The organism is Streptomyces actuosus (assembly GCF_016921115.1).
Classification (GTDB): Bacteria; Actinomycetota; Actinomycetes; order Streptomycetales; family Streptomycetaceae; genus Streptomyces; species Streptomyces actuosus_A.
Genome location: NZ_JAFFZS010000006.1, coordinates 150615 through 175205, shown reverse-complemented (window position 1 = coordinate 175205; position 24591 = coordinate 150615). Strand labels below are relative to the sequence as shown.

The 24591-nt window shown below is 74.9% G+C and carries 17 protein-coding genes and 1 pseudogene; 14 read left to right on the top strand and 4 right to left on the bottom strand.

Translation table 11 applies throughout. The features are described from left to right. Positions 1–171: 171 nt before the first annotated feature. On the top strand, positions 172–483 hold the full coding sequence (locus JS756_RS10695) for a DUF5955 family protein (protein WP_205382888.1): 312 nt from the start codon (positions 172–174) through the stop codon (positions 481–483). Between the two features lie 127 nt (positions 484–610). Here JS756_RS10695 and JS756_RS10690 read toward each other — a convergent pair whose 3' ends face one another. Next, positions 611–1411: an IclR family transcriptional regulator gene (locus JS756_RS10690; protein WP_205382781.1), complete on the bottom strand. Its 801-nt coding sequence runs from the start codon at positions 1409–1411 to the stop codon at positions 611–613. 282 nt (positions 1412–1693) lie between these two features. Here JS756_RS10690 and allB point away from each other — a divergent pair, with 282 nt between their 5' ends. After that, positions 1694–3031 (top strand): allantoinase AllB, encoded by a 1338-nt coding sequence (allB, locus tag JS756_RS10685; protein WP_205382780.1) that lies wholly within the window; start codon positions 1694–1696, stop codon positions 3029–3031. A gap of 65 nt (positions 3032–3096) precedes the next feature. Next, entirely contained in the window at positions 3097–4212 is a 1116-nt protein-coding gene (gene alc, locus JS756_RS10680; protein WP_205382779.1) for an allantoicase, read from the top strand. A gap of 649 nt (positions 4213–4861) precedes the next feature. On the opposite strand, the pseudogene JS756_RS10675 reads toward alc, so the two are convergent. Beyond that, positions 4862–4984, bottom strand: a pseudogene (locus tag JS756_RS10675) (oxidoreductase); the annotation flags it as partial. Positions 4985–5331: 347 nt separating this feature from the next. Here JS756_RS10675 and JS756_RS10665 point away from each other — a divergent pair. Together JS756_RS10665 and JS756_RS10660 are read left to right on the top strand one after the other, a co-directional pair. Continuing rightward, the gene (locus tag JS756_RS10665) at positions 5332–5970 is read left to right on the top strand and encodes a dihydrofolate reductase family protein (protein WP_205382778.1); all 639 of its coding nucleotides are present in this window, start codon (positions 5332–5334) and stop codon (positions 5968–5970) included. An 844-nt stretch (positions 5971–6814) separates the two neighbouring features. After that, positions 6815–7996 carry a cytochrome P450 family protein gene (locus tag JS756_RS10660; RefSeq protein ID WP_205382887.1) on the top strand — a complete coding sequence of 394 codons (1182 nt, stop codon included), beginning with the start codon at positions 6815–6817 and terminating at the stop codon, positions 7994–7996. A gap of 366 nt (positions 7997–8362) precedes the next feature. Here JS756_RS10660 and JS756_RS10655 read toward each other — a convergent pair whose 3' ends face one another. Then, on the bottom strand, positions 8363–9385 hold the full coding sequence (locus tag JS756_RS10655) for a Gfo/Idh/MocA family oxidoreductase (RefSeq protein WP_205382777.1): 1023 nt from the start codon (positions 9383–9385) through the stop codon (positions 8363–8365). A gap of 129 nt (positions 9386–9514) precedes the next feature. Between JS756_RS10655 and JS756_RS10650 the strand changes: the two genes are divergently transcribed. The 8 genes from JS756_RS10650 to JS756_RS10610 all read left to right on the top strand — a co-directional run bounded on the left by JS756_RS10650 (position 9515) and on the right by JS756_RS10610 (position 21603). After that, positions 9515–10252, top strand: coding sequence for a GntR family transcriptional regulator (locus JS756_RS10650; protein WP_205382886.1), 738 nt, complete (start codon positions 9515–9517; stop codon positions 10250–10252). A 161-nt stretch (positions 10253–10413) separates the two neighbouring features. Then, positions 10414–11562 (top strand): ROK family glucokinase, encoded by a 1149-nt coding sequence (locus JS756_RS10645; protein WP_205382776.1) that lies wholly within the window; start codon positions 10414–10416, stop codon positions 11560–11562. After that, positions 11559–12137, top strand: a complete 579-nt coding sequence (locus tag JS756_RS10640) for a sugar kinase (RefSeq protein ID WP_205382775.1) — start codon at positions 11559–11561, stop codon at positions 12135–12137. Before JS756_RS10645 ends, JS756_RS10640 begins: the two co-directional genes overlap by 4 nt. 112 nt (positions 12138–12249) lie before the next feature. Further along, on the top strand, positions 12250–15150 hold the full coding sequence (locus JS756_RS10635; protein ID WP_205382774.1) for an SCO1167/SCO6262 family helicase: 2901 nt from the start codon (positions 12250–12252) through the stop codon (positions 15148–15150). Continuing rightward, positions 15147–17837 (top strand): SWIM zinc finger family protein, encoded by a 2691-nt coding sequence (locus JS756_RS10630; RefSeq protein WP_438817296.1) that lies wholly within the window; start codon positions 15147–15149, stop codon positions 17835–17837. Before JS756_RS10635 ends, JS756_RS10630 begins: the two co-directional genes overlap by 4 nt. 456 nt (positions 17838–18293) lie before the next feature. Continuing rightward, a complete protein-coding gene (locus JS756_RS36645) occupies positions 18294–19970 on the top strand; it encodes an alpha/beta fold hydrolase (protein ID WP_307790500.1) in 1677 nt (558 codons plus the stop codon). Between the two features lie 162 nt (positions 19971–20132). Further along, positions 20133–20768, top strand: coding sequence for an MBL fold metallo-hydrolase (locus tag JS756_RS10615; RefSeq protein WP_205382773.1), 636 nt, complete (start codon positions 20133–20135; stop codon positions 20766–20768). A 55-nt stretch (positions 20769–20823) separates the two neighbouring features. After that, the gene (locus JS756_RS10610) at positions 20824–21603 is read left to right on the top strand and encodes an exodeoxyribonuclease III (RefSeq protein ID WP_205382772.1); all 780 of its coding nucleotides are present in this window, start codon (positions 20824–20826) and stop codon (positions 21601–21603) included. Between the two features lie 15 nt (positions 21604–21618). Here JS756_RS10610 and JS756_RS10605 read toward each other — a convergent pair whose 3' ends face one another. Then, entirely contained in the window at positions 21619–23382 is a 1764-nt protein-coding gene (locus tag JS756_RS10605) for an SGNH/GDSL hydrolase family protein (protein ID WP_205382771.1), read from the bottom strand. A 185-nt stretch (positions 23383–23567) separates the two neighbouring features. Between JS756_RS10605 and JS756_RS10600 the strand changes: the two genes are divergently transcribed. Continuing rightward, a complete protein-coding gene (locus JS756_RS10600) occupies positions 23568–23987 on the top strand; it encodes a DUF6278 family protein (protein ID WP_205382770.1) in 420 nt (139 codons plus the stop codon). Positions 23988–24591 lie beyond the last annotated feature (604 nt).

Genomic DNA, 24591 nt, shown 5'->3' with positions numbered 1-24591 from the left:
GCTGCCGGGCATCGGAGGTGAATCACTCGGCGCGGCGGGTCGATCACGCTGCGGGCTGGCGTCCGCGGGGTGGGGTGGCGTTGACTGGGCGCCCGCACCGATCCCGCGCCCTCGGCGCGGGGTCGTGCACCGGATCGGAACGCGCACGGCGACGTGCGAGGGGGGAGGGCCCTGTTGCGGAGCGTGGGTCACAGGCCTGTGACTGGCAGCGGCGAGGACCCGCGGGTGAAGGAGCTGCGCTCCGCCGTGGCCCGGCTGCGCCGGGAGCTCGCCGCGCATCCCGCCGAGTTCGCGGACCGGGGCATCGCCGAGGAGGAACTGGCCGCACTGGACGCCATGGCCGCCGGAGGCGTGCCCAGGGTGCCTCACCTGCGCCGCTCCCTGCTGCTGGTCGCGGGCGCGATCGGCTCGGTGAGCGCTCTGAACCGGGGGCTGTCGCAGGTCCGCGCCGCGGTGGACCTCTTCGGCGAACCGAGCCGCTGAGGGCGGATCGCCCGACCGGAGCCCGGCATGGCGAACGGGACGGTGCTCCCGGGTCCCGGGTCCCGGGCCCCAGGGCCGATCCACGGGCCCCGGCGCTCGGTGCCCGCGGTCCCCGGTGGGCGGGGCGTCAGCCCCCGTTGCCCGAGCTGGCCAGGGCCTCCGACAGCTCGCGGGCGACCTCTTGGAGCAGTGGCACCATCGTCTCCGTCGCCGCCTCGGTGACACGGCCGGCGGGCCCGGAGATCGAGATCGCCGCGGTGGTGGGGGAGTCGGGCACCGAGACGGCGAGGCAGCGGACGCCGATCTCCTGCTCGTTGTCGTCGACGGCGTAGCCCTGCCGCCGTACGTCCTCCAGTGCCGCGAGGAAGCCCTCCGGCGTGGTGATGGTCTTGTCGGTCGCGGCCGGCATGCCTGTCCGGGCGAGCAGCGCGCGCACCTCCTGGGCCGGGAAGTCCGCCAGCAGGGCCTTGCCCACGCCGGTGGAGTGCGGCAGGACGCGCCGCCCGACTTCGGTGAACATGCGCATCGAGTGCTTCGACGGCACCTGGGCGACGTACACGATCTCGTCGCCGTCGAGCAGGGCCATGTTGGCCGTCTCGCCGGTCTCCTCGACCAGGCGGGTGAGGTAGGGCCGGGCCCAGGTCCCCAGGAGCCGGGAGGCCGACTCGCCCAGGCGGATCAGTCGCGGGCCGAGGGCGTAGCGGCGGTTGGGCTGCTGGCGCACGTAGCCGCAGGCCACCAGGGTGCGCATCAGCCGGTGGATGGTCGGCAGTGGCAGGCCGCTGCTCGCGGACAGCTCGCTGAGGCCCACCTCGCCCCCGGCGTCCGCCATCCGCTCCAGCAGGTCGAAGGCGCGCTCCAGGGACTGGACCCCGCCCGAGGCGGCGGACCTGGCGGAGTCGGTGGTGCTGGCGCTGGACGTCGGCACGGCGCGTTCCTTTCGCGGCTGGCGGGAGAGGCAGCAGCCTACCCGGCAGTCGGTTGACTCCCCGCTTGTGTGTAGCTACGTTCTGCTTGATGGAATTCTAATTCCACCTTGTGGAAACGTCCAGGGGGGTGCCCGGCGGGTGCACTGTGGACGAGTGTGCCCTTGACGGCTCCGGAGCGGGAGTGAAGACTCCGGAGCGGGATTCAACAGATCGTTGAAATTTGTTACGCGCAACGACATTGCGTTTCCCGCAGGTGAACCGGCGGCGAGAGAGGGGTCCGGGTGTCCGAGGCTGAACTGGTGCTGCGCTCGCGGCGCGTGGTCACTCCTGAAGGGATGCGTGCCGCGGCGGTCGCGGTCGCCGCGGGCAGGATCGTGGCCGTACTGCCCTACGACGCCGACGTCCCGGCCGGTGCCCGCCTCGAGGACTTCGGCGACGACGTCGTGCTGCCGGGCCTGGTCGACACCCACGTGCACGTCAACGACCCCGGCCGCACCGAGTGGGAGGGGTTCTGGACGGCCACCCGAGCCGCCGCGGCCGGCGGCATCACCACACTCCTCGACATGCCGCTCAACTCCCTGCCGCCGACCACCACCGTCGGGAACCTGCGGGTGAAGCAGGAGGTGGCCCGCGACAAGGCCCACATCGACGTCGGCTTCTGGGGCGGCGCGCTGCCCGACAACGTCGGGGACCTGCGCCCGCTGCACGAGGCCGGCGTCTTCGGTTTCAAGGCGTTCCTGTCACCGTCCGGGGTGGACGAGTTCCCGCATCTGGACCAGGAGCAGCTCGCCCGGTCCCTGGCCGAGATCGCCGGGTTCGGGGGCCTGCTGATCGTGCATGCGGAGGACCCCCACCACCTGGCCTCCGCCCCGCAGCACGGCGGCCCCGAGTACGCGCACTTCCTCGCCTCGCGTCCGCGCGACGCCGAGGACACCGCCGTCGCGAACCTCATCGCCCAGGCCAAGCGCCTCGATGCACGCGTGCACGTGCTCCACCTCTCCTCCGGCGACGCGCTGCCCATGATCAGCGCGGCGAAGGCCGAGGGCGTGGCGATCACGGTGGAGACCTGCCCGCACTACCTGACGCTGACGGCCGAGGAGGTCCCCGACGGCGCCAGCGAGTTCAAGTGTTGTCCGCCCATCCGCGAGGCGGCCAACCAGGACCTGCTGTGGCGGGCGCTCGCCGACGGGACGATCGACTGCGTGGTCACCGACCACTCGCCGTCCACCGCTGACCTGAAGACCGACGACTTCGCCACCGCCTGGGGCGGCATCTCCGGTCTCCAGCTCAGCCTCTCCGCCGTCTGGACCGAGGCCCGCCGCCGCGGCCACGGCCTCCAGGACGTCGTGCGCTGGATGTCCGAACGGACGGCCGCCCTGGCCGGCCTGGCGAACAAGGGGGCGATCGCACCCGGTCGCGACGCCGACTTCGCGGTCCTGGCACCCGACGAGAGCTTCACCGTGGACCCGGCCGCCCTCCAGCACCGCAACCGCGTCACCGCCTACGCGGGCAGGACGCTGTACGGCGTGGTGCGGTCCACCTGGCTGCGCGGGCACCGGATCGCGGCGGACGGCACGTTCACCGAGCCCCGGGGCCGTCTGCTCACCCGCCACCCGTAGCCCGCTCCTCCCTCTTCTGCCGCTCCCGCGGCGGCCGACCGAACGAAAGGCAGGACCTGATCACCGTGACGGCGATTCCCAGCTTCACCGGCGACGCGAGCCCCTACGGCGGCGGCGACCCGTACGCGGACTACCGCACCGCCGACTTCCCCTTCACCCACCACGCGGACCTCGCCGACCGCCGGCTGGGCGCCGGAGTCATCGCCGCCAACGACGAATTCTTCGCCCAGCGAGAGAACCTGCTGCTGCCCGAGCGCGCCGAGTTCGACCCGGAGCACTTCGGGCACAAGGGCAAGATCATGGACGGCTGGGAGACCCGTCGGCGCCGCGGCGTCTCCGCCGAGCACCCCTGGCCGGCCGCCGACGACCACGACTGGGCCCTGATCCGCCTGGGCGCCCCCGGCGTCGTGCGCGGCATCGTCGTGGACACCGCGCACTTCCGCGGCAACTACCCGCAGGCGGTGTCCGTCGAGGGCGCTTGCGTGCCGGGCTCCCCCTCCCCGGAGGAACTCCGCGCCGACGACGTCAAGTGGACCGCCCTGGTCCCGCGCACCCCGGTCGGCGGCCACGCGGCCAACGGCTTCGCGGTCGACGTCGAGCAGCGCTTCACGCATCTGCGCGTCAACCAGCACCCGGACGGCGGAATCGCCCGCCTGCGCGTGTACGGCGACGTCGTTCCGGACCCGGAGTGGCTGGCGGCCCTCGGCACCTTCGACGTCGTGGCGCTGGAGAACGGCGGCGGCGTCGAGGACGCGTCGAACCTGTTCTACTCGCCGGCCACCAACACGATCCAGCCGGGCCGCTCCCGCAAGATGGACGACGGCTGGGAGACGCGCCGCCGTCGTGACCAGGGCCACGACTGGATCCGCTACCGGCTCGTCGAGCAGTCCGTGATCCGCGCCGTCGAGATCGACACCGCCTACCTGAAGGGCAACAGCGCCGGCTGGGCGTCGGTGTCCGTGAAGGACGGCGAGAGCGGCGAGTGGCGGGAGATCCTGCCACGCACCCGCCTGCAGCCCGACACCGACCACCGCTTCGTGCTGCCGCAGGCGGCCGTCGGCACGCACGCGCGCGTGGACATCTTCCCCGACGGCGGCATCTCCCGCCTGCGCCTGCACGGTTCACTGACCGACGAGGGCGCCGCGCGCCTGGTGGCACGCCACCAGGAACTGGGCGGCTGACCCTCCCGGAGGCCGCCGCGAAAGCCCCGCCGTCCGCCTGCCCGGCGGGCCCCGAGGCCCGAGGCACGCGTGGGCTCCGGCGGAGGCTCCCGCCTGCGTCCGAGCCCCGCCAGGGCGTTGCCCCGCCTGTCGCGCGGCGCGCTCGCCCGCAGGGCGCTCCGGTGCGGTGGCACCCTGCCGCCCGGCGGCGAACCGCCGCCGGGGCAGCGTCACGGGGGCGGGCGCGGCACTGCCGGCAGCAGACACCGACGGCAGGCCCCGGCGTCGGACACCGGGGGTAGACGAGGGCGCGGCATGGCGGTGGTACGCCCGCGGGGCGGGGCACCCGGAGCGGACGGCACCCGTGCGCTCCGCGCCGTTCGACGCCCTGTGCCGTTCGACGCCGACGCCGACGCCGCTCGACACCCCGGCCGCCCGACGCACCGCACCGCGTCACGCCCGGCACCGCTGGAGCCCCTGAGCGACCTCGCGCTCCCGGTGCTGTGGGTGCCGTGCGGTGCCGGGCGCGGCCTCGCGCCGGGGTGCCACAGGGCGTCGTACGCCGCCTCGCGGCCCGCCGCGGCGCTCTGCCGAGAGGCGAGTGCCCGGGGCCCGGTGCGCCGCTCCCAGCGCCTTCCGGGCGGGGCACAGCGCGCTCCGGGCGCCCGCCTCAGGCCGCGTGCCCGCCGTCCACGGCGAACTCGGCTCCCGTCCCGTACGCCGCCCCCGCCAGATGGACGACGGTGTCGGCCGCCTTCTCGGCCACCCCGAACCGGCCGAGCGCGGTCAGCGCCACGCCGCGCCGGCCCGCGCGAGCCGTACCGCCGTCGCCGCGCCGATGCCCCGGCTGCCGCCGGTCACGAGTGCCGTCCTGCCGTTGAGAGACCCGTCCGAAGTCATGCGGCCGTCTCAGCGACCATGCGGTGGTCGCACCGGCGGAGATCGGACGTCCACTTCCAACGGGCCGGGACGGCGCCCGCCCCCTGCCGCGCCTCCGCCGTGGGGGCCAGGGGCGACGGCGGGCAGGGCCGTCCGGAGGGCCCTTCTCGACCCGCACCGGACGAACCGATGAGTTGCGGGCGTCGGCGGGGTCTGAGGTGATGACGGCAGAACCCGACGAGCCAGGAGGAGGAACCCGCCATGGGCACGCTCGTCTCCACGATCTTCGTCACCCTCGACGGCGTCTACCAGGCGCCCGGCGGTCCGCAGGAGGACACCAGCGGCGGCTTCACCCAGGGCGGCTGGAGCTTTCCGTACGGCGACGACGACTTCGGGCGCTTCGTCTCCGGCGTCTTCGACCGCGCCGGCGCCTTCCTGCTCGGGCGCCGGACGTACGACATCTTCGCCTCGTACTGGCCGAAGGTCACCGACCCCGCCGACCCGATCGCCGCCCGGCTCAACTCCCTGCCCAAATACGTCCCCTCGGCCACCCTGACCGACCCGGCGTGGAAGGGCACGAGCGTCGTCCGCGGTGACCTCGCCCGGGAGATCCCCGCACTCAAGTCACAGACCCCCGGTGAACTCCAGGTGCACGGCAGCGGGGCACTCGTCCGCTCCCTGCTCGACCTCGGCCTCCTCGACACCGTGCACCTGCTGACCTTCCCGGTCGTGCTCGGGGCCGGCCGCCGCCTCTTCCCCGAGGGCACCGTGCCCACCGCGTTCCGGCACATCGCCGGCGAGGTCACCGTGGCGGGAGTCTCCCTCCAGACCTACGAGGTGGACGGTCCGGCGCGCTACGGCTCGTACGAGATGCCGGACGAACCGCAGTCCGCAGGTTAACTCCCTGAAACATCAACGGACGTGACGGGAAAATCAGCAGACCAGACGTTGACGAGAGAAGGTCTACGCGCGTCATCATGGGGCATGAGATTCCCCCCACGCCTCTCACGCACCGGCTCCCGTCCACCTCCGCGCCTGCCGTCGGCGGCGAACGGCGCCACCGCCCCCGGCGCGACGTCCGCCGCCGTGTCCTAGTGCGTGTCGGGCACGTCCCCCCGTCCGGGAGCGACGCCCGGCACCTCACGCGCACCCTCCAGAGCGCAGCGCCGGCCACCCGGGGGTCCCGCGCCCGCACGTGGTCACGGAGCCCGGGGGCCGGGCCGCGAACGCCTGCGCCGGAGCCGTCATCCGCCGCACCCGTGCCATGAACCCCGGCGACTCCGGTGTGCGCTTCATGGCCCAGACCCTCGCCCCGCGGTCCCCCCACGGTCACCGGCCGCGGGGCGAGTCCTCGTCGGCGCACCGCCGCGGCACCGCGATCCGCCGGGGCCCCGCGGACCCCGCCGCCACCCTGGCCGGTGGGACCACAGGTGCGGGGGAGGCGCGCGGTCCGGCGCCGCACCGCCAGCGAGCGTCGCCACGAGCACGGCCCACGCCCTGCGCATCCCGTCCCCGTCCAGTTCCTGACCTGCCTCGGCCTGTTCCCGGACTGCACTTGGCCTGTTCCCGGCCTGGCCCGGCCCACCCCGCACCGGCGACCCTGTGAAGATCGCCTCGTCGATCAACGCTGCGGGGCTGTTGCGCGAAAGGGAGGTTGCCCGAAAGGAGGCCGCACGAGGAGAGCAAGGACGGGCACGGACGGTCGTGCCCGGACGTTGGACGGGTGACCAGGAGGGGGAAGACCATGGTGGACGTCGTCGATCTGGGGGAGTTCAGCGGGTTCCAGGAGAACCCGCACCCGGTGTACGCGCAGCTCCGCGAGCGCGGCCCGGTGCACCGGGTGCGGATGCCCGCACCGGCGCAGGAGCAGGTCGCCTGGCTGGTGGTGGGGCACGAGGAGGCCCGCGCGGCCCTGGCCGACCCGCGGCTGGCCAAGGACGGCAACAAGCTGGGCATCACGTTTCTCGACGAGGAACAGATCGGCAAGTACCTGCTGGTGACCGACCCGCCGCAGCACACGCGGCTGCGCAAGCTGGTCTCCCGCGCCTTCACGATGCGACGGGTGGAGGCCCTGCGCCCGAGGATCCAGCAGATCACCGACGAACTGCTCGACGCGATGCTGCCGTCGGGCCGCGCCGATCTGGTGGAGGCCTTCTCCTTCCCACTGCCGATCACCGTCATCTGCGAACTGCTCGGCGTGCCCGAGTTGGACCGTGCCGAGTTCCGCAAACTGTCGACCGAGTCCGTCGCACCCACCAGCTTCGACAGCCAGGAGGCCGCCACCGCCCGGCTCGCCGAGTACCTCGGCGAACTCATCGAGGACAAGCGGTGCACCGGGTCCGGCGACGACCTCCTCGGCGACCTGATCCGCACCACCTCCGAGGACGGGGACCGGCTCTCCGCGGGCGAACTGCGCGGCATGGCCTACCTGCTCCTCCTCGCCGGCCACGAGACGACGGTCAACCTCATCACCTCGGGCGTGCACGCCCTGCTGACCCACCCCGACCAACTGGCCGGGCTGCGCTCCGACATGAGCCTGCTCGACAGTGCGGTCGAGGAGATGCTGCGCTACGAGGGCCCGGTGGAGAACGGAACCTTCCGGTTCGCGGCCGAGGCCCTGGAGATCGGCGGCGTCCGCATCGAGCAGGGCGAGGAGGTGATGGTGGGCCTCACCGCCGGCAACCGCGATCCGGCCCGCCACTGCGACCCCGACCGCTTCGACATCCGCCGCGACCCCCGCGGCCATCTCGCCTTCGGCCACGGCCTCCACTTCTGCCTGGGCGCCCCCCTGGCCCGGGCGGAAGCCCGCATCGCCCTGCGCAGCCTGCTGGAGCGCGCCCCCGACCTTGCTCTCGACGGAACTCCCGGCCCCTGGCTGCCGGGCATGCTGATCCGCGGCATGAGGGCCCTGCCGGTGCGCTGGTAGAGGACGACGGTTCCCGGCCGGCGAGTCGGGCGCCGTCGCCTTCGCGGCCGAAGCGCCCCCGAGCGCTCGGGGCCCCATCAGGCAACGTTCGCCTGTTCACGACCTCACATGGGTCCTCGTCCCGGGGGTGCTCGTTCCGCCGGATGATGGAGCGTATTGCGGCCGAAGTGCTCACACACGGCGACGACGCCGTGGCGCGCGTGCCCGGCAGACGGTTCGGCAGACGGTTCCCCGGGGTCCTGGTGCAGCGACTCTCTGCACGCCCTCCGCAGCGACGTGGCCGAGGTGGTGGACGCGTGCGAGCGGAGCCACCTGGATGAAGCCGGGAAGCCCGCGGGCTGCCGAATCCTCCGGGCGTCGTCGCGTTCAGGCGGCCGTCGGCGCGGCTCCGCCCGGGATCTCCGTCAGGCGAACCGGTCTGCGTTCCCTTCGCGACCGCTCGCACGCCTCGGCGATGCGGAGGGCCTGCAGGGCCTCCCGCCCGTCGCAGGGGTTGGGCAGTTCGCCGCGGACCACCGACACGAACGCCGACAGCTCGGCCTCGTACGCCGGCGCGAAGCGCTCCAGGAAGCCCGGCCAGGGTTTGTCGGCCGCGGGAGGACCGGTCGGCTCGGTGGAGGCGATGGGGGTGCGGTCGTCGAGGCCGACCACGATCTGGTCCGTTTCGCCGGCCAGTTCCATGCGTACGTCGTATCCGGCGCCGTTGAGGCGGGTCGCGGTGGCGGTGGCGAGAGTGCCGTCGTCCAGCGTCAGCAGCACTGCCGCCGTGTCGACGTCGCCGGCCTCGCGGAACACGGCCGGCCCCGCGTCCGAGCCCGCCGCGTAGACGTCGGCCACCTCGTGGCCGGTCACCCAGCGCAGGACGTCGAAGTCGTGGATGAGCGCGTCGCGGTACAGCCCGCCGGACGCCGCGAGCCAGGCGACCGGGGGCGGCGTCTGGTCCGAGGTGATCGCCCGCACGGTGTGCAGACGTCCGAGCCGCCCGGAGAGCACCGCGTCGCGGGCGCCGATGTAGCCGGTGTCGAAGCGGCGCTGGAAACCCATCTGCAGGATCGTCCCCGCGGCCTCGACCTCGTCGATCGCCAGCAGTGTGCCTGTCAGGTCCAGCGCGATGGGCTTCTCGCAGAAGACCGGGAGCCCCGACCGTGCTGCCCGACCGATCAGTTCGGCGTGGGCCTGGGTCGCCGTCGTGATCACCACGGCGTCCACGCCCCACTTGAAGATCTCGTCCACCCCCGGGGCCGCGGTCTCGCCCAGCCGCAGCGCCAGCTCCGCCGCCCGTGCCGGCGCGGCGTCCGTGAGGATCAGGGAACCGACCTCGCGGTTCCGGCTGAGTGTGTTCGCGTGGATGGTGCCGAGCCGGCCCGTACCGATGACCCCGATGCGCATGGGTACAAAGTGAGGCCGGGTCCGGCACGCTGTCAATGTGTATGTCCGGACAATCTGACTACACGACTTCCCGTCAACAGCTCACGGAGCTACGCTCGCCCCGTGCCGAAACCAGAAGTCGACCCGACCGTGCAGCTGGAGCTCCGTGTGGACCGCAGCTCGCCGGTGCCGTTGTACTTCCAGCTGTCCCAGCAGCTGGAAGCCGCGATCGAACACGGGACGCTCACCCCGGGCAGCCTCCTCGGCAACGAGATCGAGCTCGCCTCCCGACTCGGCCTGTCCCGGCCGACGGTCCGCCAGGCCATTCAGTCCCTGGTCGACAAGGGGCTGCTGGTGCGCCGCCGCGGCGTCGGTACGCAGGTCGTGCACAGCCAGGTCAAGCGCCCGCTGGAGCTCAGCAGCCTCTACGACGACCTGGAGGCGGCCGGGCAGCACCCCGCCACCAAGGTCCTGGTGAACACCGTCGTCCCGGCCTCTCCCGAGATCGCCGCGGCTCTCGGCGTGCCCGAGGGCGGCGACGTGCACCGCGTCGAACGGCTGCGGCTCGCGCACGGCGAGCCGATGGCGTACCTGTGCAACCATCTGCCGCCCGGCCTTCTCGACCTGGACACCGCGCAGCTGGAGGCCACCGGCCTGTACCGGCTGCTGCGCACCGCCGGGATCACCCTGCACAGCGCCCGCCAGTCCATCGGCGCCCGCGCCGCGACCGCCGCCGAGGCCGAGCGGCTCACCGAGGACGAGGGGGCCCCGCTGCTCACCATGCGGCGCACCACGTTCGACGACACGGGGCGCGCCGTCGAGTTCGGCGACCACACCTACCGTCCCAGCCGCTACTCCTTCGAGTTCCAGCTCCTCGTCCGCCCCTGAGCCTCGTCCCCACCCCTGCGCCGCGAACTGCGCCGCGCCTGACCGCGCACGGGTGTCCGCGCACCGGACCACCCGCGTTCCGCCCGCGGACCCATGACATCCACCACGCCCCGGCTCCGCCGTTCGGCACCGGGCGCGGGCGTGCGGCAGAATCGGCGGCGATGAGCACCTACGGCACCTTCACGGCCCCCATCGGCTCCCGCCGCGCCCCGGCGCTCCGCACGGTCGGTACCAGGGAGCGCCGGTCGCACCTGACCGCGCCCCGTGTCCCGACCGTCGGCATCGACATCGGCGGCACCAAGGTGATGGCCGGCGTCGTGGATGCCGACGGGAACATCCTGGAGAAGCTCCGCGCGGAGACCCCGGACAAGTCCAAGAGCCCCCAGGTCGTCGAGGACACCATCGTCGAGCTCGTGCTGGACCTGTCCGACCGGCACGACGTGCACGCCGTCGGAATCGGCGCCGCCGGCTGGGTCGACGCCGACCGCAACCGCGTCCTGTTCGCACCCCATCTGTCCTGGCGCAACGAGCCGCTGCGCGACCGCCTCGCCGGGCGCCTGTCCGTGCCCGTCCTCGTCGACAACGACGCCAACACCGCGGCCTGGGCGGAATGGCGCTTCGGCGCGGGCCGCGGCGAGGACCACCTCGTCATGATCACCCTCGGCACCGGGATCGGCGGCGCCATCCTGGAGGACGGCCAGGTCAAGCGCGGCAAGTACGGCGTCGCCGGCGAGTTCGGCCACATGCAGGTCGTACCCGGCGGGCACCGCTGCCCGTGCGGCAACCGCGGCTGCTGGGAGCAGTACAGCTCCGGCAACGCGCTGGTCCGCGAGGCCAAGGAGCTGGCCGCCGCGGACTCCCCGGTGGCGTACGGGATCATCGAGCACGTCAAGGGCAACGTCGACGACATCACCGGCCCGATGATCACCGAGCTGGCCCGTGAGGGCGACGCGATGTGCGTCGAACTGCTCCAGGACATCGGCCAGTGGCTCGGCGTCGGCATCGCCAACCTCGCCGCTGCCCTCGACCCCTCCTGCTTCGTCGTCGGCGGCGGCGTCTCGGCCGCAGACGACCTGCTGATCGGTCCGGCCCGCGACGCCTTCAAACGGCACCTCACCGGCCGCGGCTACCGCCCAGAGGCCCGCATCGTCCGAGCCCAGCTCGGCCCCGAGGCCGGCATGGTCGGCGCCGCCGACCTCGCCCGGCTCGTCGCACGCCGGTTCCGCCGGGCCAAGCGGCGCCGCGTGGAGCGCCACGAGCGCTACGAGCGGTACGTGCAGGCCCGCCGAGCGGCCCGGGACAGCGCATGACCGCCTCGCTGCCGCACCAGACCGTGCGGCCGGGGGAGCAGCCGCCCCCGGAGGACCGCCGCCATGTGATCCGCCGCCGCGCCCTCACCCTGCTGATCATCGTGCTGCTCATCGGCGTGCCGGCCGGGTACCTCGTGATCTCCGCCAACCAGAGCCGGGACGCCGGCAAGGACAAGGAGGAGCGGTACTCGGCGACCGGCCTGACCGCCGGCTGGCCCTCGCGGGTGCAGCGCCGCCTCTACCAGGTGCCGGTCCCGGCCCCGTCGTCCGAGGTCGCCTACTACGAGACGAACAACTGGAAGACCAGCCGCCTCTACGTCCAGTTCCAGACCTCCTCGGCGAACCTCGACTGGTTCCTGGAGGCCCTGGGCACCGACCGGTCCCACCTCAGGGAGGGAGACGTCACCATCGGCGACCGCGACCGGAAGGTCACCGGCTGGACGTTCACCGGCCCCGGGCCGTGGTGGGGCCTGGTGCACGAGCAGAAGGACCCGGCACCCACCCAGGACATCGTCGTGAACATGGCCGACCCGGAGCGGCCCCTGGTCCACGTCGTCTCACGCACCGTTCCCTGACCCGCCCCGGCGCGCGGACGGCGCCGGGAAACCCGTTGTCGGACCCCGCCCGTAGAGTCGAAGGCGGATCGGCCGATACCACGGCGACCCGGGGACGGGAGGTGGCGAGGAGATGGTGGGACCGGTGGGCGGAGCGCACCCCGGCGACCCGGCGGGCACCGGACCCGCACCGGGCGACGGCCCGGCAGGCGGGCGGACGGACGTGCCCGTGCGGCTCGCCGCCGTCTTCCTGCCCGCGCCCCTGCCCCGCGAGGGCCGTATCGCCTTCTGGGACCCCGCGGACCGGCCCCTGCCCGAGACGCCCGGCGCCGAACACACCGAGCTGACGGTCGTCCGCCGCCACGGCGCCTCCGTCCGCCGTCGCACGACCCCGGCGTTCACCCTGCCCATCGACACGGCCCTGCCCCTCCTCGTCCGCGCCCGCCGGGACCCCGCCGCTCATCCCGCCACCGCCTGCTGGGGTGCGGCGACCCTGCACGCCCTGCGGCTCGCCGCCCGCGGACGCCTGCTGCCCGGCCTCACCCCCGGCGGCCACGACGCCTGGCGCGCCGGCCCCCTCGACCCCGACGACGCCGCCCATCTGCGCGCGGTCGCCGCGGCCCTGCCCCACGAGGGCCATGCCGTGCCCCTGCCCGGCCCCGGACCACTCCGCCTGCCCGCCCCGCAGGCACTGATCCGCACCTTCCTGGACGCCGTCGTCGACACCCTGCCCCGCACCCCGGCCGCCCCGTACGCCCACGGCAGGCCGTTCGCCGCCCGCGAGGCGCAGCGGCTGCCCCGCGCGCGGGACTGGGCGGCGGAGGTCGCCGCCGGCATGGACGCCGGTGTGCGGATCTCCCTGCGACTGGACCTGTCCGCGCAAGACCTCTTCGACAGGGAACAGGACACCGACGGCGGCGAGGCCGTCCGCAGGGCCGGAGCGGCGATCGTCCAGGTCCACAACCTCGCCGACCCCACCCTGGTGGCCGACGCCGCCGCGCTGTGGGCGGGCACGGCCGACGCCGCCCTCGGGCCACGCGCGCGCGTCGACACCGCGCTCGCCGTGCGGCGGGCCGCCCGGGTGTGGCCGCCGCTCGGCCGGCTCGCCGAACAGGACGCCCCCGACGTCCTGGCACTGTCCGACCAGGAGCTGGGCGAGCTGCTGGGCACCGCCGGCACCCGGCTCGCCGCGGCCGGGGTCGCGGTCCACTGGCCGCGCGACCTCGCCCACGACCTCGACGCCACCGCCGTGGTGCGGCCCGCACCCGGCTCGGCGACCGACGGCACCGGCTTCTTCGAGAGCGCGGAGCTGCTCCGGTTCCGCTGGCAGCTCGCCCTCGGCGGCGACCCGCTCACCGAGGGCGAGATGGACGTCCTCGCCGAGGCGCACCGACCCGTGGTGCGGCTGCGGGACCGCTGGGTCCTCGTCGACCCCGAGCTGGTGCGCAAGGCCCGCAAACGCGACCTCGGACTCCTCGACCCGGTCGACGCGCTGTCCGTCGCGCTCACCGGCAGCGCCGACGTCGACGGCGAGCGTGTCGAGGCGGTCCCGCTCGGGGCGCTGGCCGTCCTGCGCGACCGCATCACCGCGGGCCCGCGCCCCGCCGACCCGCCGCCCGGCCTGGACGCCACCCTCCGCGACTACCAGTTGCACGGACTGGCCTGGCTCGACCTGATGACCTCGCTCGGGCTCGGCGGCTGCCTCGCCGACGACATGGGACTGGGCAAGACGATCACCCTCATCGCGCTCCACCTCAAACGGGCCCGCCCCGAGCCGACCCTGGTCGTCTGCCCGGCCTCGCTGCTCGGCAACTGGCAGCGGGAGATCACCCGGTTCGCCCCCGGGGTCCCCGTCCGCCGCTACCACGGCCCCGACCGCACTCTGGACGGCCTGGCCGGCGGCTTCGTCCTCACCACCTACGGCACCATGCGCTCGGCCGCCGCCTCCCTCGCCGGGCAGCCCTGGGGCATGGTCGTCGCCGACGAGGCCCAGCACGTGAAGAACCCGTACTCCGCCACGGCCAAGGCCCTGCGCACCCTCCCCGCCCCCGCCCGCGTGGCGCTCACCGGCACCCCGGTGGAGAACAACCTCTCCGAACTGTGGGCCCTGCTCGACTGGACGACCCCCGGACTGCTCGGGCCGCTGAAGTCCTTCCGGGCCCGTCACGCCCGCGCGGTCGAGAGCGGCGAGGACGACGAGGCGGCACAGCGGCTCGCCCGCCTCGTCCGGCCGTTCCTGCTCCGCCGCAGGAAGTCCGACCCGGGCATCGTGCCCGAGCTGCCGCCCAAGACCGAGACCGACCGTCCCGTCCCCCTCACCCGCGAACAGGCCGCACTGTACGAGGCGGTGGTGCGCGAGTCGATGCATGCCATCGGCACCGCCGAGGGCATGGCCCGCCGCGGACTGGTCCTGAAGCTGCTCGGCGCCCTGAAGCAGATCTGCGACCACCCGGCGCTGTACCTCAAGGAGGAGCACACCGAGGGGTCCACCGACCGGCTCGCCGCCCGCTCCGGCAAACTCGCCCTGCTCGACGAGCTGCTGGACACCCTGCTCGCCGAGGACGGTTCGGCCCTGGTCTTCACCCAGTACGTCGGCATGGCCCGCCTCATCACCGCCCACCTCGCGGCCCGCGCCGTCCCGGTGGACCTGCTGCACGGCGGCACCCCGGTCCCGGAGCGCGAACGCATGGTGGACCGCTTCCAGAGCGGCGCGACGCCCGTCCTGGTGCTGTCCCTGAAAGCCGCCGGCACAGGCCTCAACCTCACCCGGGCCGGCCACGTCGTCCACTTCGACCGCTGGTGGAACCCGGCCGTCGAGGAGCAGGCCACCGACCGCGCCTACCGCATCGGCCAGACCCAGCCCGTCCAGGTGCACCGGCTCATCACCGAAGGCACGGTGGAGGACCGCATCGCCGAGATGCTCACCGCCAAGCGGGCCCTGGCCGACGCCGTCCTCGGATCCGGCGAGTCCGCCCTCACCGAGCTGACCGACCGCGAACTGGCCGACCTGGTGTCCCTGCGGAGGGAACCGTGACCGGCGCCGGGGACGGAGACGAGCCGGACCGGGAGGCACCGGTGGCGCGCGGGGACACGGAGCGGACCGCGGCGGCACCGGAGCGCCCTGACGACCTGCAGCCCACGGTCGGCGGCCCGGCCGACGCCGCCCGGCGCGCGCTGCGCGAGGCCCGCGGCCGGGGCCGCCGCGGCCGGCCCGGACCGGAACCGTCCGGCGAACCCCGGCAGCGGCCGGCCGACGCCGCCCGCGCGGCCCTGCGGCGCGCGGCGTCCGCCCGGCACGACCACGGCGACGGAGCCGCTGCCGCTCCGGGCACCGACGCCGGTGCCGGCCAGGGCGCGAGCGCCCCGCGCACCCCGGGGACCACGGCCCCCGCCACCGGTGACGACCGGCAACCGACGGCTTCGTCCGAGCCTGCCGACCACCCCGGCCCGCCGCCGGGGCCGACGGGCACCCGGCCTGCCGACCGGGCCCGCGAGGCACTGCGGGCCGCCCGCGCCACGGCACGGCAGAGCCCGACGGACGCCGAGCGGGCGGCGCCCCCGAGCGCCCCCCGCCCAGCGGCCGGAGCGCCGACGGGGGCCACCGCGGCACGCCGCGACGAGGGGCGAAGCCCGGGAACCGCCGAACGCGTCCGCGAAGTCCGCCGGCTGCTGTCCGACGCCTTCCGCATGCCCACCGACCCGGCCGACCCGGCCGACCCGGCAGGGCCGGTCGCCCCGGCAGGGCCGGTCGCCCCGCGCACTCCGGCTGACGGATCCGGGTCGTCGGGGGGCGGCCCGGCCACCGGGGCGGGCAGTCCGGGCGGCGATCCGGCCGGACCGACCGCACCGGGCGGCCCTGCCGGCCCTGCCGGGCCTGCCGGGTCGGTCGGTCCTGTCGAGCCGGTCGGCCAGGCTGTGGCGGCCGACCCGGTCGCCCCGCCGGAGACGGCCTCGTCCAGCAGCGGCACGACCGACGGGGCCGGGGCGACGGACGCCGCCGCGGCCGAGCCGGCCGACGTCGCCGCACCGGCCGCCTCGCTCTCTTTGACCGGCCCGGCCTCCGCGGCCGAACCTGTGCGTGCGTCCGGGGCCGACGAGGTCGGTGCGGTCGACACGGTGGCCGCGTCCGGAGCCGACGCCGACGGCGGGTCCGGCCCGACGGTCCCGGCCTCGACGGGTGCGGCCGACACCCCCGGGCCGACGGGCGTGCCCGGGGCGCACCGTGCCGGTCCGGACGACCGGCCGGACCGGGTCGGCCTGACCGGCCCCGCCGAAGCGGCAACGGGCCACAGTCCGGCTGCGGGTGACGCGGCCGGCCCTTTCGGCCCGGCCGACCGTTCCGGCCCGGGCGGTCTCCTCCGCCCCGCGTCCCCGTGGCCGGACGACCGGTCCGGCGTCGGCCGTGCCGCCCCGGAGCCGCCGGCCTCCGCCCTCACCCCGGTCACCATGGCCGCGCCCGCCAGGGACGGCGACCACCGCCGCACGTTCCCGCCCTTCCCGCCCCGGACCGGAACCGGCGGGAGCCCGGAGTTCGCCGAGACCTGGTGGGGCAATGCGTGGGTCGAGGCGCTGGAGCGGGGTGCGCTGGACGCCGGGCGGCTGGCGCGCGGGCGCGGGTACGCGGAGCAGGGGAACGTGGACGCCATCACGGTGACCCCGGGTCACGTCCTGGCGTACGTGCAGGGCAGCCGTCCCCGCCCGTACCGCGTCCAGGTGCGGCTGCGCACCCTCGACGACGCCGACTGGGCGAGGTTCCTGGACACCGCGGCCGAAGCCCCGGGGCACATCGCGGCGCTCCTCGACAAGGAGGTGCCGCACTCCCTGGCGGACTGCGGAGTTCCGCTGCTTCCGAACCCCGGCGACCTGGACCCGCACTGCAGTTGCCCCGACCGCGGCCACCCCTGCAAACACGCCGCCGCCCTGTGCTACCAGACCGCACGCCTGCTGGACGCCGACCCGTTCGTGCTGCTCCTGCTGCGCGGCCGGGGCGAGCGCGAGCTCCTCGACGCGCTCTCCCGGCTCAGCGCCACCCGCGCGGCCCGCGCGGCGCAGGAGCACCCGTCGGCCCAACTGCCCGGAGTCCGGGCGACGGAGGCCCTGGCCACCCGTCAGCTCCCGCCCCTACCTGCTCCCTTGCCCCTTCCATCGCACCCCGAGCAGCCGCCCGTCTACCCCGGTGTCCCGGACGGCCCGGACGCGCTCGCGCTGGACCAACTGGCGACGGATGCCGCCGCCCGCGCCCACGCCCTGCTCGTCGGCGGCCGTGACGAGGTCGGCGAACTGCCCCTGTGGCAGGACGCGGTGCGGCTGGCCGCGGCCCGTCCGGGCTCCGGTCTCACGGCCGGCACCCGCTCCCTGTACGCCTCGCTCGCCGCGGCAGCGGGCCGCACCACGGCCGAGCTGGCGCGTGCGGTGGCCGCCTGGCGGCAGGGCGGCCCGGACGGACTCGCCGTACTCGAAGAACCCTGGGACCCGCCCGCCGGGCGCTTCGACCGCGCCCGTCCGCTGCTCCTCGCCGCCGACCTGCCGGCCTTCCGGCCCTGGCGCAACCGCCTCACCCATCCGCACGGGCATGTCCAGCTCCGCTTCGGCCGCGACCACCTGTGGTACGCCTACGAGTCCGAACCCGCCGCCGACGACTGGTGGCCCCGCGGCACCCCCGACCCGGACCCCGTCGGAGCGCTGACGGGACTGGGCATCGGGGTCGGCGACGAGTGGTGACCGGCCCCTGACCGGCGCGGTGCGGGGTGCGACCGTCCTCCCGGTTGGACGGAGCCGTCCGACCGGCCACACGGCGGCTGACACGGGCTCGCCGAGAGCCCGGTCCGGCGTCCGCCTCCGCCCTCCACCCACCGGCGTCCGGTCACCGGCCTGCCCCACCGGCCTCCGCATCCCGCAGCCCTCGGTGCCCGCTCGTCCCTCGGCTCGCCGTCCCAGCGCTTGCGCCCGATCCGCCTGCCCTGCCGATGCGTCGGTCTGTCGTCTCCCCCGGGCAGTGTGGCGGCCCGCCGACCCGTTCGTCCGCCCGCCGACCGGCTGTCCCCCCGGCTTTGTGTACGGCAGCTCCTGGATCCTCGCGGGGTCCGGCAACGCCGGACCTGCGGTCGGGGACGGGCGGGAGTCGGTAGATTCGCCCTGGCCATGTGAGAGTTCGTGAGACGTGAGAGGGTCTGACGGGTGAGCGAGACAGCACCGACCACCCTGCAATACCGCTGTGACGGGCCGGAAGAGGCCCCTGTCCTGATTCTGGGGCCCTCGCTGGGCACGACCTGGCACATGTGGGACCGTCAGGTCCCACAGCTCGCCCAGCACTGGCGGGTGCTGCGGTTCGACCTGCCGGGCCACGGCGGCGCGCCCGCCCACCCGGCCGCTTCCGTCGGCGAACTCACCGCACGCCTGCTCGCCACGCTCGACTCCCTCGGTGTACAGCGCTTCGGGTACGCGGGCTGCGCGTTCGGCGGCGCCGTCGGCATCGAACTGGCCCTGCGGCACCCGGAGCGGCTGGCCTCGCTCGTCCTGATCGCCGCCTCGGCCCGGTTCGGCACCGCCGAGGAGTTCCAGCAGCGCGGGATGATCGTCCGCACCAGCGGCCTCGACCCCATCGCCCGTACGGCGCCCGACCGCTGGTTCACCGGCGGATTCGCCGCGGCCCAGCCCGCGATCACCGACTGGGCGGTGCAGATGGTGCGCACCACGGACCCCGGCTGCTACATCGCCGCGTGCGACGCGCTCGCGGCGTTCGATGTGCGGGCCGAACTGGGCCGGGTCGGGGCACCCACGCTGGTGCTGGCCGGCTCCGAGGACCAGGCCAGCGGTCCCGTCGAGGCCCGCAGCCTGGTGGCCGGCATTCCCGACGCCCGCCTCGCCGTCGTGCCCGGCGCCTCCCATCTGGTGCCGGTGGAGCAGCCGGCCGCCGTGACCGAACTGCTCGTCACGCACTTCACGCACGCCTGGCGGCCTGCGTTCGACTCCACCACCGGTCAGACGGCCGTCCCGGCGACCCCTGCCCTGCCGGCTCCGGCCCCGTACCCGCAGCCCGTGCCGGCCGGCGCGATCGCGCCGTTTCCGGAGCAGCCCGCCCCGGCGACGACCGGACCGGTCGTGACGCCACCGACGGGACCCGTGGGGCCGTTTCCGGAACAGCCCGCGCCGGCCATGACCGGCGCGCCGGTGACCTCTCCGACGGGACCGGTGGTGCCGTTTCCCGGGCAGCCCGATCCGGCCGCGAGCGTCCCGGCCGTGACCGACCCGGTCATGGATGCCATGAACGCGCCTACGGGACCGGTGGTGCCGTTTCCCGGGCAGCCCGATCCGGCCGCGAGCGTCCCGGCCGTGACCGACCCGGTCATGGATGCCATGAACGCGCCGACGGGACCGGTGGTGCCGTTTCCCGGGCAGCCCGATCCGGCCATGACCGCACCGACCGGAGTGATCACCCCCCTGCCCGAGCAGCCGGGCCCGGCCGCCGGGAGGCCGGATCCGTACGACACCGGGCTCAAGATCCGCCGCGAGGTGCTCGGCGACGCCCACGTCGACCGGGTGCTCGCGCAGGCGGACGACTTCTCCGGCGACTTCGAGGAGTTCCTCACCCGCTACGCCTGGGGCGAGATCTGGGACCGCCCCGGGCTGGACCGCCGCACCCGCAGCTGCGTCACCCTCACCGCGCTGGTCGTCGGCGGTCACCTGGAGGAGCTGGCCCTCCACACCCGGGCCGCCCTGCGCAACGGCCTCACGCCCGGCGAGATCAGGGAGGTGCTGCTGCAGACGGCGGTCCTCTGCGGCATCCCCGCTGCGAACAGCGCCTTCCGGGTCGCGCAGCAGGTGGTCCGGGAGGAGACGGCTCCGGCGGAGTGAGCCGGGCCGCGGCGAGCGGGCCCGGCGCCGAAGGGGCGGAGCCGGCCGGCCCGCGGCGGGGTCGGCACGGGGCGCTGGTCACGGGCGCCTGACGCGGAGGGGCGGACCGGCGGCCGCGGGGCGTCGGGCACCGGGCGCGGCACACGGGGCAGGATGGTGACCATGAAGCTCACGAAGAAGTCGCACGCCTGCGTCCGCCTGGAGAAGGACGGACGGACCCTCGTCCTCGACCCGGGAGGGTTCAGCGAGGAGGACGCCGCGCTCGGCGCGGACGCCGTCCTGGTCACGCACGAGCACCCCGACCACTTCGACGAGGGCCGACTGCGTGCCGCCCTGGAGGCCAACCCGGCCGCCGAGATCTGGACCCTCAGGGCGGTCGCGGAGAAGATCTCCGCGGCGTTCCCCGGGCGGGTCCACACCGTCGGCCACGGCGACACCTTCACCGCCGCCGGCTTCGACGTGCAGGTCCACGGCGAGCTGCACGCCGTCATCCATCCGGACATCCCGCGGATCACCAACGTGGGCTTCCTGATCGACGGCGGCAGGGTCTTCCACCCCGGTGACGCGCTGACCGTCCCCGACCACCCGGTCCAGACGCTGATGCTGCCGGTGATGGCCCCCTGGAACAAGATCTCCGAGGTCATCGACTACGTCCGCGAGGTCCGCCCGCAGCGCGCCTACGACATCCACGACGCCCTCCTCACCGACCTCGCCCGCCCGATCTACGACCGCCAGATCGGTGCCCTGGGCGGCGCGGAGCACCTGCGCCTGACGCCGGGGGACTCCGCCGCCGTGTGAGCCCCGGCGACCGGGCGGGCCGGTGATGTCGGTGCCGCCCGGTAGGTTGTCGGGTATGCGCATCGCCACCTGGAACGTGAACTCGATCACCGCCCGCCTGCCGAGGCTCCTGGCCTGGCTGGAGAGCAGCGGTACCGACGTGCTGTGCCTGCAGGAGGCCAAGCTCGCCGAGGAGCAGTTCCCGTTCGACCAGCTGCGTGAGCTGGGGTACGAGGCCGCGGTGCACGCCACCGGCCGGTGGAACGGCGTGGCGGTGCTCTCCCGCGTCGGGATCGAGGACGTGACCAAGGGCCTGCCCGGCGACCCCGGGTACGACGGCGCGCTGGAGCCGCGCGCGCTGTCCGCGACCTGCGGCCCGGTCCGGGTGTGGTCGGTGTACGTGCCCAACGGCCGCGAGGTGGACCACCCGCACTACGCCTACAAGCTCCGGTGGTTCGAGGCGCTGAAGGCTGCCGTCGCCGAGGACGCGCAGGGCGGCCGCCCCTTCGCGGTGCTGGGCGACTACAACGTGGCCCCGACCGACGACGACGTGTACGACGTGGCCGCGTTCGATGGCTCCACCCATGTCACGGACGCCGAGCGCGCGGCCCTGGCCGCCCTGCGCGAGGCCGGCCTGTCCGACGTGGTGCCGCGCCCCCTGAAGTACGACCGCCCCTTCACCTACTGGGACTACCGCCAGCTCTGTTTCCCCAAGAACCGCGGCATGCGCATCGACCTGGTGTACGCCAACGATCCCTTCGCCAAGGCCGTGAGGGACGCCTACGTCGACCGCGAGGAGCGCAAGGGCAAGGGCGCCTCCGACCACGCGCCGGTCGTCGTCGACCTGGACGTGTAGCCCGGGTCGGCCGCCTCACAGCAGCCGCAGGTCCACCGACTCCGCCAGCGCGGCCAGCCCGCGGTCACCCGGGTGCAGGTGGTCGCCGCCGTCGTAGCGGGCCAGCATGCGCGCCGGCCGGGCGGGATCGCGGACGACGGCGTCGAAGTCGAGCACCGCGTCGAACGCCCCGGCGGTGCGGATCCAGGAGTTGACCCGCTCCCGCTCGGCCTCGACGGCCGCCGTGCAGGTGCGCCAACCCGCGCACGGCAGGATCGTCGCCACCAGGACCCGCAGGCCCCGCGCCCGCGCCCGTGCGGCGATCTCGTCGAGGCCGGCGGTCACCCGCGCGGCCCGCGCCCCGCCGAGCAGGTCGTTGACGCCCTCCAGGACGACCACCGTCCGCACGGACGTCTGGGCGAACACGTCCCGGTCCAGGCGGTGCAGTGCGCTCACCCCCGACTGGACGGTCGAGACACCGTCGCCGGGATAGCGGTCCGTGGTCACCTGGTTGCCGGAGACACCGTGGTTGAGCACGCCGTAGCGCGGTACGTCCCTCTGCCGCAGCAGCCGGCCGGCCAGCACGTCGGGCCAGCGCCGGTCGGCGCCGCTCGTCGAGCCGGTCCCGTCCGTGATGGAGTCCCCGAGCGCGACCACCGAGCCCGGCCCACCGCCCACGTCCACCCCGGTCAGCAGCGGCCAGGACGACAGCGTCCCGGTGAACGCCGCCGCCGACATGTCCCCGGTGTGGTCGCCGGCCCCGCTCAGGTACGACCGCTGCACGGCCAGCCGGTGCGTCGGTGCCGCCGTCACCGTCCCCGGCAGATGCAAGCTGACCAGCAGATCGGTGTCGGCGGGCACCGCGAAGGGGAGCGGGTCGCCGACCGCCTCGGCGCCCGCCGGGATCTCCACGCCCGGCGCGCCGCCGAAGGCGAGCGGCACCGGTGTGCGCCGGGCCGCCGCGCCCCGCGCCCGCACCGCGACCGTCGCCGCGCCGATCCGCACCGGCACCGGCGCGAAGGTGTTCGCGAACCGCAGCCGCACCCGCGGACCGCCCGCCGAGGTGTGCACGACCAGCCGCAGCGTCCGGTCCGTCCACGGGCCCACGGCCGGACGGCCCGACGTCGACCTCGCCCAGCTGCCCGTCCAGCCACCCGTCGGGGCCCGCACGGACAGTGCGAAGACATGCAGGCCCGGGGCGTGCGGCAGCCGGACCGAGGCGACCTCGCGCCCGGGCACCAGCGGTACCGTCACGACGTACATCCGGGCCCGCTCGGCGATCGGGCCGCCGGGCGTGTTCAGGTGGGGCAGGGCCACCGCCTTGGTGGCGAGCGGGCCCGTGCGCCAGTCGGGCGCGATCAGCCGGTAGGCGGTGCGGGAGCCGTCCGCGTGGGTCACCGTGCCCGTGCCGCCCGTGTCGGCGCCGGCCGTGCCCGCGACCAGGAAGGCCAGGGCGTCGCCGCGGCCGCGGACCGCGACCCGCTGGCCGTCGGCCCGCACGTTGTCCGGTGCGCCCGGCGCGCTGCGCGGCCAGGTGAGCCGGGCGCCCCGGACGGTCAGCACCCGCCCCGGTGTCCAGCCCGCCGCTGTCAGCGTCTGCGCCGACAGGGAGGCCCCGGAGCCGTCGAAGTCCGCCTCGCCGGGCCGGGTGTCGTCGCTGACGGCGCGGTTGTCGAAGAGCCGTTCCAGCGGCAGCGGGACCGTGGGCCCGGCGCGCACGGCCGTGGCCGCACCCGCCGGGCCCGGACCTGCCGCACACAGTACGAGGGCCGTCACCAGACCCCGGACGCCTCGGCGCACACCGACTCCTCCCGCTCACCGCTGGGCGCGGACGCGCACCGGGACGCCCCCGACGCGCACCGAGAAGCTAGGGAGGCGCCGAGGGCGCGTCAACGGGACATGCGTCGGAAACGAGATGAATCGACCGTCCGTGGGCATCCGCGCGCCTGTGGTGCGTACGCCGGTGCGAATGCCACGCTGGACGTATGAACATCCCATTTCTTGGCGGGCGGCACAGGAGGACCGAGGGCGCGGTGTTCTCCGCCGACCCCGAGGGGGTCACCGCTCTGCTCGCCGAGTGCGAGGTGCTGCGTTCCCAGGCGGCGGGATCCGGCGTCGAACTCGACGACACCGCCGTGTCCCTGGAGCGGCTCGACCAGTTGGCGCCGCGCTGGCGGGACGACGAGGAGACGCTGCGCGAACTGGGCCACGACGCCGGTCTCTACCTGGGCACGGTCGTCGTGCGGACGGTCCCCGGCGCGGCCTGGGTCATCCGTGCCGGTGCGCAGCCCCTCGTCCGGCTGGCCTCCGGGCGCGAGGTGGACGTGGTGGAGGCGGGCCGCGGGTGGGCCGCGAGCGGGGCGCCCGAACTCTCGCAGATGTACGCCGAGGTCGCCGAGGGGTGACGGTGCGGCGTAAATACGGCTAATGCCCGAACGGTGCGTGTCGTTCAGGCGGTTGACGTGCGGCTGGATAGCTTGCGGACCACGACACAGCTGAGAGTGGGTAGGGCTGCGCATGGCCGTCGATCCGTTGATCGAACTGCGTGATGTCAACAAGTACTACCGGGAGCCGCCCGTCCTGCCGGGTCCGGACCCCGCCGTCGGCGTGGTGGACGGGGCCGTCCGTCACCCGTCGGGGGCGGCCGTGCCGCCGTACCGGACGATCCGTCGGACGAGAGTCGCCCGCCCTGCGGCGGCCGGGGCCGTCCGCCCGGCCCGGTGCGAGGGGAGGGACGCCGCCGGGGCCCCTGTCGCTCGGCGGACGGGGAGCGGGCTCGTGTGCTGCGCAGGCCCCGGCGGCGGCCGGGACCGGGACGGCCGGCCCGAGGCCCGCGCACACTGACCCGGGGGAGTCCCGCACCCGATGTCCCGCGCCCCCCGCCCCGGCTCCGACCCGCCGGGCCTCGGGGCCGGTCGGCCCCCGTGGACCCGGCCGACGGCGAACGGGTCGGTCACCGGCGGCGACCCCGGCCACCGCCGCCCGGGCCCTCGACTACGATGAATTCTT